6 protein-coding genes are annotated in these 10,388 nt (G+C 34.4%); 3 read left to right on the forward strand and 3 right to left on the reverse strand.

What is annotated here, in order from left to right:
* Window positions 1–17: 17 nt before the first annotated feature.
* Together IW20_RS07590 and IW20_RS07595 are read right to left on the reverse strand one after the other, a co-directional pair.
* Entirely contained in the window at window positions 18–3,188 is a 3,171-nt protein-coding gene (locus tag IW20_RS07590) for an efflux RND transporter permease subunit (protein ID WP_035620537.1), read from the reverse strand.
* A gap of 6 nt (window positions 3,189–3,194) precedes the next feature.
* The gene (locus IW20_RS07595; RefSeq protein WP_035620539.1) at window positions 3,195–4,358 is read right to left on the reverse strand and encodes an efflux RND transporter periplasmic adaptor subunit; all 1,164 of its coding nucleotides are present in this window, start codon (window positions 4,356–4,358) and stop codon (window positions 3,195–3,197) included.
* A gap of 263 nt (window positions 4,359–4,621) precedes the next feature.
* On the opposite strand from IW20_RS07595, the gene IW20_RS07600 reads away from it, so the two are divergent.
* The 3 genes from IW20_RS07600 (at window position 4,622) to IW20_RS07610 (ending at window position 8,524) form a co-directional block, all read left to right on the forward strand.
* Window positions 4,622–5,674: a sensor histidine kinase gene (locus IW20_RS07600; protein WP_051885631.1), complete on the forward strand. Its 1,053-nt coding sequence runs from the start codon at window positions 4,622–4,624 to the stop codon at window positions 5,672–5,674.
* Entirely contained in the window at window positions 5,671–6,402 is a 732-nt protein-coding gene (locus tag IW20_RS07605; RefSeq protein WP_035620541.1) for a LytR/AlgR family response regulator transcription factor, read from the forward strand. The genes IW20_RS07600 and IW20_RS07605 overlap by 4 nt, the downstream gene beginning before the upstream one ends.
* A 181-nt stretch (window positions 6,403–6,583) precedes the next feature.
* Complete coding sequence (locus IW20_RS07610; protein ID WP_035620543.1) at window positions 6,584–8,524, forward strand: oleate hydratase; 1,941 nt, start codon at window positions 6,584–6,586, stop codon at window positions 8,522–8,524.
* 161 nt (window positions 8,525–8,685) lie between these two features.
* Here IW20_RS07610 and IW20_RS07615 read toward each other — a convergent pair whose 3' ends face one another.
* Window positions 8,686–9,963, reverse strand: a complete 1,278-nt coding sequence (locus IW20_RS07615) for a RidA family protein (RefSeq protein ID WP_035620544.1) — start codon at window positions 9,961–9,963, stop codon at window positions 8,686–8,688.
* Window positions 9,964–10,388 lie beyond the last annotated feature (425 nt).

The following is a 10,388-nucleotide window of genomic DNA, read 5'->3' on the forward strand; positions in this document are numbered from 1 at the left end:
TCTTCTTAATTAAATTACTACTCTTTGTGAGCTTCTATTACTTGTACTTCATCTTCGTCGTCATCTTCATAATCGTAACTTTCTTTGGCTGGACCACTAATATTTTCCTGTAAAGTTTGAAAAATGATAAACAATATCGGAATAACAAAAACTCCTAAAAGCGTTCCTATTAACATCCCTCCTACAGCTCCTGTACCAATTGATTTATTACCTACTGCTCCTGCTCCAGAAGAAAACATTAAAGGAGTAAGTCCTAAAATAAATGCAAATGAGGTCATTAATATTGGTCGCAAACGTGCTACAGATCCTTCGATAGCCGATTGTACAATTGGCATTCCTTTTCGTCTTCGCTCAAGCGCAAATTCAACAATCAAGATTCCGTTCTTCGCCAGTAACCCAATCAACATGATAAGGGAAATCTGCAAGTAGATATTACTATTTAGTTTAGATACTATTGCGAATAAATAAGCTCCTGCTAATCCAAACGGAATAGATAATAATACTGCAAAAGGCAAAATATAACTTTCGTATTGTGCACTCAACAAGAAGTAAACAAATACCAGACAGAGTATGAAAATAAAGACTGTTTCACTTCCTGAAGCTAATTCTTCACGTGTTAATCCTGAAAATTCATATCCATAACCTGCTGGAAGTTCTTGTGCTGCCACTTCCTGAATTGCTTTAATCGCATCTCCCGAACTATAACCCGGATTTGGTGCTCCTGTAATAGAAATCGAAGTAAAAAGGTTAAACCTAGAAATCGATTCAGGTCCAAAAACTCTGGTCATTGTTACAAACTCTGTAATTGGAGCCATTGTTCCTGCACTGTTTCGCACAAATATCTTATTCAATCCTTCTTTGTTTGTTCTGAATTCTGGAGAAGCCTGAATCATAACTCGGTATTGTTTTCCGAATTTATTGAAATTTGAAGCATACAATCCTCCGTAATATCCTTGCATCGTAGACAAAATTCCATCGACAGTAACACCTGCTTCTTCGGCTTTAGCCAAATTAATATCCATCATATATTGTGGAAATCCAGGATTAAATGGCGTAGTCGCATATTGTATTTCCGGACGTTTACTTAATTTTTCTAAAAACTCATTATTGACTTTATAGAATTCTGCCGTACTATGTCCTCCTTTATCCTGCAATTGGAATTCAAATCCTCCACTTTGTCCAAATCCAGAAATTGTTGGTGGAGAAATAAAGAAAATACTAGCCCCACGAATACCACTTGTTTTTGCAAACAACTGTCCGATTACATCATTAACAGTCAGATCACGATCTTCCCATTTTTTTAATCGTACAATTACCATACTATATGCACTACCCGCACCAGCCGTAAAGTTTTGCCCAACGATTTGTAACGTTGTCTGAACTCCAGGAATTGTATGTGCAATACTATCTACTTGTTTAGCAATAACCGCAGAACGCTCCATAGATGCCGAAGGTGGTAAACTAATATTAGCAAAAACAACTCCTTGATCTTCTGCAGGGACGAAAGCTGATGGTGTCGTTTTCATCATATAAAACAGTGCTCCACCTGCGATAAAAATGGAAGCAAGTACAATCCATTTTTTTACCGAAAGGAAACTAATCGAGCGTTTGTACTTTCCTGTAAGATTATCAAAAGCGACATTAAATGAGGTATAAAATCGTTGTATAAAACTACTATGTTTATGATCGTCTGAATGTGGTTTTAAAAGTAAAGCACATAAAGCTGGACTCAAGGTCAAAGCATTAACAGCCGATAAGATAATGGCTACCGCCAATGTAATACCAAATTGCTTATAGAATACTCCTGTAGATCCCGCAATAAATGTTACCGGAATAAATACAGCCGCCATTACAAGTGTAATTGATATAATGGCACCCGAAATTTCATTCATAGCATGAATCGTCGCTTTTCTAGGCGATTTATAACCGCTATCGAGCTTGGCGTGAACAGCCTCGACGACCACAATGGCATCATCGACCACAATACCAATGGCTAGTACCATCGCAAAAAGCGTTAATAAATTAATCGTAAATCCGAATAAATTAAGGAAGAAAAATGTTCCTACAATAGCAACCGGAACTGCAATTGCCGGAATTAATGTTGATCTAAAATCCTGAAGGAAAATAAATACTACAATAAAAACCAAGATAAAAGCTTCTATTAATGTATGAATTACTTTTTCTATCGAAGCATCAAGGTTCTCATTAACATCGACTAAAGTGGTATATTTTACTCCTTTAGGAAAACTTTTTACAGCTTCATCAATAATTAGTTTAGAGTTGTTAATTACATCTCGTGCATTAGAACCCGGCGTTTGACTAATAGCAATTGCTACCGATTGAAATCCATTGGTAATATTTGCCGAAGCATAACTTAAAGATCCTAACTCTACTTTTGCAACATCTTTTAATCGAAGTAATTGTCCGTTTCCAGCCGATTTAACTACAATGTTTTCAAATTCTTTTGCACTTGTTAAACGACCTTTATATTTTATAACATATTGAAAATCCTGTTTTCCGTTTTCTCCAAATTTCCCTGGTGCTGCTTCAATATTTTGTTGTGCCAAAGCTCTAGATATATCACTCGGGATTAATTTGTATTGTTGCATTATGTCTGGCTTCAGCCAAATTCTCATAGAATAATCCATGGAGCCAAAAACATTCACATCACCTACCCCAACTACACGCTGAATTTGAGGTACTAGATTAATCTTTGCATAGTTTTGAAGAAACGTCTGATCATAGGCTTTGTCTTCACTATACAAAGAGAATATCAATAAGTTACTACTCTGGCTTTTGGTTACCGTAACCCCAGCTTGAGTTACCTCAGCAGGTAATAAACTTGTAGCTCTCGAAACTCTATTTTGTACGTTTACAGCAGCAAGATCGGGATCTGTACCTACTTTAAAGAAGATTTTTATCGAAGTATTTCCATCATTAGTTGCAGAAGAAGTCATGTACGTCATGTTCTCTACACCATTAATTTGCTCCTCTAGCGGAACTACGATACTCTTAAGTACCACATCGGCATTGGCTCCTGTATAACTTGCCGACACATTTACTGTTGGCGGAGCAATATCAGGATATTGCGCAATAGGCAGCGAGGCTAGTCCTAGAATACCTAAGATTACGATAATAACAGATATTACCGTAGAAAGTACTGGTCGTTGTATAAATATTTTAAACATCTCTTTTTATTTTAAGTCAGCATAGACAGTTTCCGCATTCTGATTTTTAGGCTTGATTTCAGTACCATCTTTAAGCGAGGCAACTCCTTCTAGAACAATCTGATCTCCTGATTGCAAACCGCTTGTAACTACATAATAATTTCCAGCAGGATTTTCTAATACCGTAATATTGGCATTCTTTGTTTTTCCGTCTTTCCCAACTGTTACTGCAAAAATTTTATCCTGAAGTTCAAATGTCGCACTCTGTGGAACTAGCAATACATCTTTTACCTCATTAGGGATTCTTATTGTTGTACTACTTCCGCTTCGGATGATACCTTTAGTATTAGGAAAACGTGCTCTTATGTTTACCGAACCTGTTTCTGTATTAATTAATCCATTTATGGTTTCAATACGTCCTTTTTCATTATACGTTGAGCCATCTGCAAGAAGCAAAGAAACTTCAGGCATCTTTTTTATTTTTTGCTCTAATGAAGCATCAGAATTATCTGTTTTGGTAAAGTTTAAAAGTGCTTTTTCGTTTAAAGCAAAATAAGCATACACATTTCCTATGCTTGAAACTGTTGTTAATGGATCTGCAGTATTTGAACTCACTAAACTTCCTAAACGAAACGGAATAGAACCAATTACTCCATCAACAGGGCTTATTACAGTGGTATAACCCAAATTTGTTCTTGCATTTACCAAACTTGCATTAGCCTGTGCCAATGATGCCACAGCCGATTCATAAGTGTATTGTGCCGATTCAAGCTCATATTTGCTAATGATACCTCTTTCTACCAAAGGTTTAACTTTATTTACAGCCAATTTTGCTGTGCTTAAATCTGCCTGAGCACTCTTAATGCTTGCCTCTGCAGTACGAACTTGTTGCTCGTATTCGGGCGCACTAATTTTAAACAATGGCTGCCCTTTTCTAACAACAGCACCTTCATCAACAAAAATCTTATCGATATAACCTTCTACCCTTGGGCGAATCTCTATATTTTGCTGTCCCTGTATACTTGCAGGGTAATCAGTATTTAATGTTGCAGATTTAGGCTGTAAAGTCAGCGTTTTATATTCTTTAACTTGCGGTGCACCTCCGGCCTGAGCCGATTTATCGTTTTTATTACCACACGATGCGATAATAATAGACGCTGCAAGGATGCTTAAAAAGGATTGCTTATTCATTGTAAACTGTATAATTATCATTTATATTAAGGCAAATGAACTAAAACAGAACACACAAAAAATACTTAATAGACATACATCCTATAGATAATCGACAGAGACATCTTTACAACCGATAAAAGTTAATATAAGTAAAATAAGACCTTTAAAGCAATCTCATCGGCTATAAAATGGTTTTTAAAGGTTATAATTCCATTTCTGACGATTGGTTTTATATCGCGTTCAAATAAAATGTAATATTGTCATTAAAATCTCAAATCATAATGGCACTAAATTTTTTTAAACCGTATTTATTTACTGGATTACATATCCTCGTTTGGTCACTACTAGGGTTTATCTTGCTATTTTACATACCTTTAACTTGGAATATAGTACTTCCTCCATTTTTTTGGTTGTGGCAATGCACCGTATTATTTATTATGATAATTCTCTTTTATACCAATGCAAAAATTATAGTTCCAAAAACTATTATAAAAGACAAAATAGGTCCTTTTTTGTTATGGATTTTTCTAGTTATATTTTCATTACAACTTATTGCTTACCTATACACTTCGCAAACAGATATGCACAGTAAAATTGCTGCATTACTAGGTTTTCAAAAATATAGAAATCGGTTTTTCGACAATTTTGTTTTTACCATAACCTTATTAGTTTTAGGAATTAGTACCAGTTGGGCTATGTTACAGCATTGGCAAAAAGCGGCACAGCACAAACAAAAACTTGAGCAAGACAAAACCGTGGCTGAACTTGCAATGCTTAAAGCACAAATAAATCCTCACTTTTTTTTCAATTCGCTCAATAGCATTTATTCCCTTACTTATTCTAATATAGAAGATTCTCGTAGTGCACTCCACACACTAAGTCATATGATGCGCTACTTACTTTATAATACTGAGGGAGAAAGAACAACATTACTTAAAGAAGTAGATTTTTTAAAAAACTATATAGCCCTAATGAGACTGCGTGCTAACAGTAAACTAAATATTGTCACAAAAATTCCCGAAAACCTAATAGACTATCCCATAATTCCAATGTTGTTATTACCATTGGTAGAAAATGCTTTTAAACATGGTGTACACGCAACCGATAAAAGCGAAATCAATATCACAATTAAACAGGATAATAACAATCTTGAACTTGAAGTAGAGAATACTTTTTTTGAAAAAATGAATACCCCATTAGATCAGGGAGGAATTGGATTAATCAATACCAAACGTAGGCTACAACTGGTTTACCCAAACAAACACACTATGAATGCTGGTACTACCCAAGATGGTAAATACAAAGTAACCCTGCAAATAACTTTAGAGCAATGAGTATATTAAAATGTATAGCTGTAGATGATGAACCATTAGCTTTAAAACTAGTAGAAACGTTTATAGAACAGACTCCTTTTTTACAATTAATAGATAGTTGCGATAATGCAATTGAGGCTATGGCATTAATACGTGAAAAACAACCCGATCTCGTTTTCTTAGACATTAATATGCCTAACTTAACTGGTATGGAATTAGCTCGGCTCTTACAGCAACATCCTGGGCCAATTCCTAAAATTATTTTTACTACAGCCTACAATCACTACGCCATAGAAGGTTATAGAGTAAATGCTGTAGATTACCTTTTAAAACCTTTTAATTACGAAGAGTTTTTAAGAGCATCTAATAAAGTATTAGAATTGTTTGAAGAATCATCAAATCTGCCTCAGGCAAATGTTATCGATGATGAATTTATTTTTATAAAAGTAGAATATCAATGGGTCAGAACCAGCCTAAAAGATATTTTGTATATAGAAAGTTTAAAGGATTATGTAAAAATACATCTTGTAGATTCTCAAAAACCAATACTATCGTTAATATCATTAAAAGCGCTTGAAGAAAAATTATCCTCTTCAAAATTTATGAGAATACATCGTTCTTATATTGTTTCTCTCGAAAAAATAAGTGCCATTAGCAAAAACTCCATATTTATTGGTAAAACAGAAATCACTGTTGGCGAACAATACAAAGAAATGTTTAAAGTTATTGTAGATAGATGGATAAAATAAAAAATCCGTTTTCTTAAACAAACAAATTATTTTCTCCTCTTTACATAGATTTATTTTGTGAGGTTATCGGTTATGTCCTTTTTAGAAGAAGAAGCATAAGTTTAACAAATAGAAAACCTATTTGATATTGCCTTTTGGGCGAAAATACTTAACTTTATTAGATTCTTAAAATAAAAATCTAATGAAAGAAATCACATCTAAGTTCGATAAAGTTTTGAATGCCTCTACAGAAAAAGGGAAAGTAAATCATGAACCCGATTCTAGCAAAGAGCAACAACGTAATACCCCAGAAAAGTCTATGCCGTTTTCCGATCAAATTGGAAACTATCAGCGTAACATAGGAATTCCTACTAAATCCTATAAAGACAGTAAAGTCTATATTATAGGTAGCGGAATTGCTGGTATGGCAACTGCCTATTATTTTATTCGCGATGGACAAGTTCCCGCCAAAAACATTATATTTTTAGAACAATTACCTATAGACGGAGGTTCCTTGGATGGTGCTGGTAATGCTAAAGATGGTTACATCATTAGAGGTGGTCGAGAAATGGACATGACTTATGAAAATCTTTGGGATATGTTCCAGGATATTCCAGCTCTAGAAATGCCTGCTCCATATACTGTCTTAGATGAATACCGTTTAATTAACGACAATGACTCTAATTACTCCAAAGCAAGACTTATACATAACAAAGGCGAAATAAAAGATTTTAGCAAATTTGGACTGAGCAAAAAAGACCAATTAGCAATTATCAAACTTTTATTAAAGAAAAAAGAAGAACTAGACGATATAACCATTGAAGGCTATTTTAGTGAATCTTTCTTAAGCAGTAACTTCTGGACTTTCTGGCGAACTATGTTTGCTTTTGAGAACTGGCACAGCTTACTTGAGTTAAAACTTTATATGCACCGTTTTCTCCATGCTATTGATGGATTAAACGATTTGTCCTCATTAGTATTTCCAAAATACAACCAATACGACACTTTTGTAACTCCTTTGCGCAAGTTTCTACAAGAAAAAGGTGTTAGCATTCAGTTTAATACACTCATAAACGACCTGGATATTCACATCAATACCGATGGTAAAGTAGTAAAAGGAATTATCACTGAGAAAGATGGTAAAGAAGTAACAATTCCGGTCGAGAAAGATGATTATGTAATTGTGACTACAGGATCTATGACCGAAGACACTTCTTACGGTGACAACAAAAAAGCTCCTATTATAACTATAGACAACAATACCAGCGGGAAAAGTGGAGGATGGAAACTATGGAAAAACCTTGCTGCAAAATCAAACGTTTTTGGAAATCCTGAAAAATTCTGTAGTAATATCGAAAAATCATCTTGGGAGTCTGTTACGTTAACTTGTAGACCTTCAGCATTAGTAGAAAAACTAAAGGAGTATTGTGTAAATGATCCTTACTCAGGAAAAACCGCTACTGGAGGAATTATTACCATTACAGATTCTAATTGGTTAATGAGTTTTACCTGCAACAGACAACCCCATTTTCCAGAACAACCAGATGATATTCTAGTGCTTTGGGTTTATGCATTGTTTATGGACAAAGAAGGAAATTACATTAAAAAGAAAATGCCACAATGTACAGGAGACGAAATTCTTGCCGAATTATGTTATCACACAGGTATTATCGATCAATTAGATAATGTAATTGAAAACACCATCGTACGTACAGCTTTTATGCCTTACATCACTTCGATGTTTATGCCAAGAGCCAAAGGCGATCGCCCGAGAGTAGTACCTGAAGGATGCAAAAACTTGGGATTAATTGGCCAGTTTGTAGAAACCAACAATGATGTAGTTTTTACAATGGAAAGCTCCGTGAGAACAGCAAGAATTGCCGTTTATGAATTATTGAATTTAAACAAACAAGTACCCGATATTAATCCTTTGCAATACGATATCCGTCATTTACTAAAAGCAACAAAAACACTAAATGACAATAAACCTTTTTTAGGTGAAAGCATGTTACGTAAAGTCCTAAAAGGAACTTATTTTGAACACATCTTACCTGTTACAGAAGTTGAAGAAGAAGAACATGAATCTTTTATAACAGAACAAGTAAGCAAATTCAAAGATTGGCTAAAAGGTGTAAAAGGCTAATTGTCATTTCAAACTTATATAAAAACAGAAAATCCTCAAAATTTTTGATTTTGAGGATTTTTTATGTAACCACGGTAGGATTCGAACCTTAAACCCTAACGATTTTAATTAAGAAAGTCTTTTTCAGTTAAGCTTCTTGTTCTTATTAAAACAAATACTTATTATAATTTTAGTGGAGTTCCCTCTGCGTTTGCAACAACTACATCAATTTGGATTAACGCATCATTAAGTAAAGCTGACACACCAACAGTTCTTCTTGCCGGAGTACCGCCTGGGAAGAATGTTCTATAAACTTCATCTACAGCATCCATATCTTCGATATTTTTAAGGAATAGATTTACTTTAACCACATCATCCATAACATGATCGATACTTTCTAAAATTGCTTTGATATTTTTCAGACACTGCTCAGTCTGTTCTTTTACACCACCAGCAACTATTTCTCCTGTTTTTGGATTAAGAGGCAATTGAGCAGAAATATGATTATAATGAGAAAACGCTACAGTTTGTGTCGATAAAGAACACTTTGGCGCATTTTCAGTGTTTTTTGCCTTAATAACAATTCCATGTCTGTCTTCAATAGCTTGCGGAGGTGTACCATCTCCGTGTGACACTACTGCCTCAATTTGCACCAAAGCGTGCATCGGCAAAGATGAAGCGGCAACTACAGTACGTGCAGGCACATAAGCTACGGCTCTGGCGATAGCAGAATCTGGGAAAAATGTTGTGTAGACTTCGTTTACGGCTTCAATATCAGAAAGATTCTTCAGGAAGACATTAATCTTAACAATATCGTCAAAAGGAACATCGATACTTTCTAAAATTGCTTTGATATTTTTTAAACATTGTCCAGCTTGCTCTTTTACACCACCTACTACCACTCTACCCGTTTTTGGATCTATCGGTAATTGAGCAGAAAGGTTATTATAATGAGAAAATGATACCGTTTGTGTAGATAAAGCACATATTGGTGCATTTGCTGTGTTATTGGTAAGTTTAATAAGACTAACCGCCTGTGGGGCGTTAGGAATCGTCCCTTCTCCGTTTGAAACCAGCGCTTCAATTTGTACCAATGCATCCATAGGCAAAGCTGCAACAGCAACTACCGTACGTGTAGGAACATAAGTTGAGAAGAATGCTTTATAAACTTCATTTACAGCATCAATATCTTTGATGTTTTTTACAAATACCGTGATTCTAACAACATCACTCATAACATGATTGATACTCTCAACAATTGCTTTGATGTTTTTAAAACACTGTTCAGCTTGCTCTTTTATACCGCCAGCTACCAATTTTCCTGATTTTGGATCAATCGGTAATTGAGCAGAAAGATTATTGTAATGAGAGAAAGCTACAGTTTGTGAATATGGACTAATACTTTTTGGAGCATTATCAGTATTTCTTGCTAATAATGCATTTACTTTATTTGAAATCATCTTGTCTATAATATTTATCTAATTAATAATTTAGCTTTAAAATTTTAGCTAAATCAAAATTATCGTGATTACGATTTAAAATCACACACCACAAGACATAAGAATATAACCATAAGACTTTCTTACTAAAACAGAATTGTTGAAGACAGAAGGATTCGAACCTTTTGCCATACTAGTTAAAAATTGCGATGTTTTATTCAAATTGCATATAAACAAAAAAACCACTCGATTTGAGCGGTTTTTGATGTGAAGGCTAAAGAACTCTAGTGATTACAGCTAGAAATATGCTCTATAAACTTTACTAAAAAGAATTCACAATCTTAAATATTTTAAACTTAATCTTATAAGTTTGAATTTTAAAAAACTTCCTTTTCCGATTTATATGGAATATTTACTCCAAAAATCTCATCTAAAATTATCATAAA

The organism is Flavobacterium hydatis, assembly GCF_000737695.1.
Lineage (GTDB): Bacteria > Bacteroidota > Bacteroidia > Flavobacteriales > Flavobacteriaceae > Flavobacterium > Flavobacterium hydatis.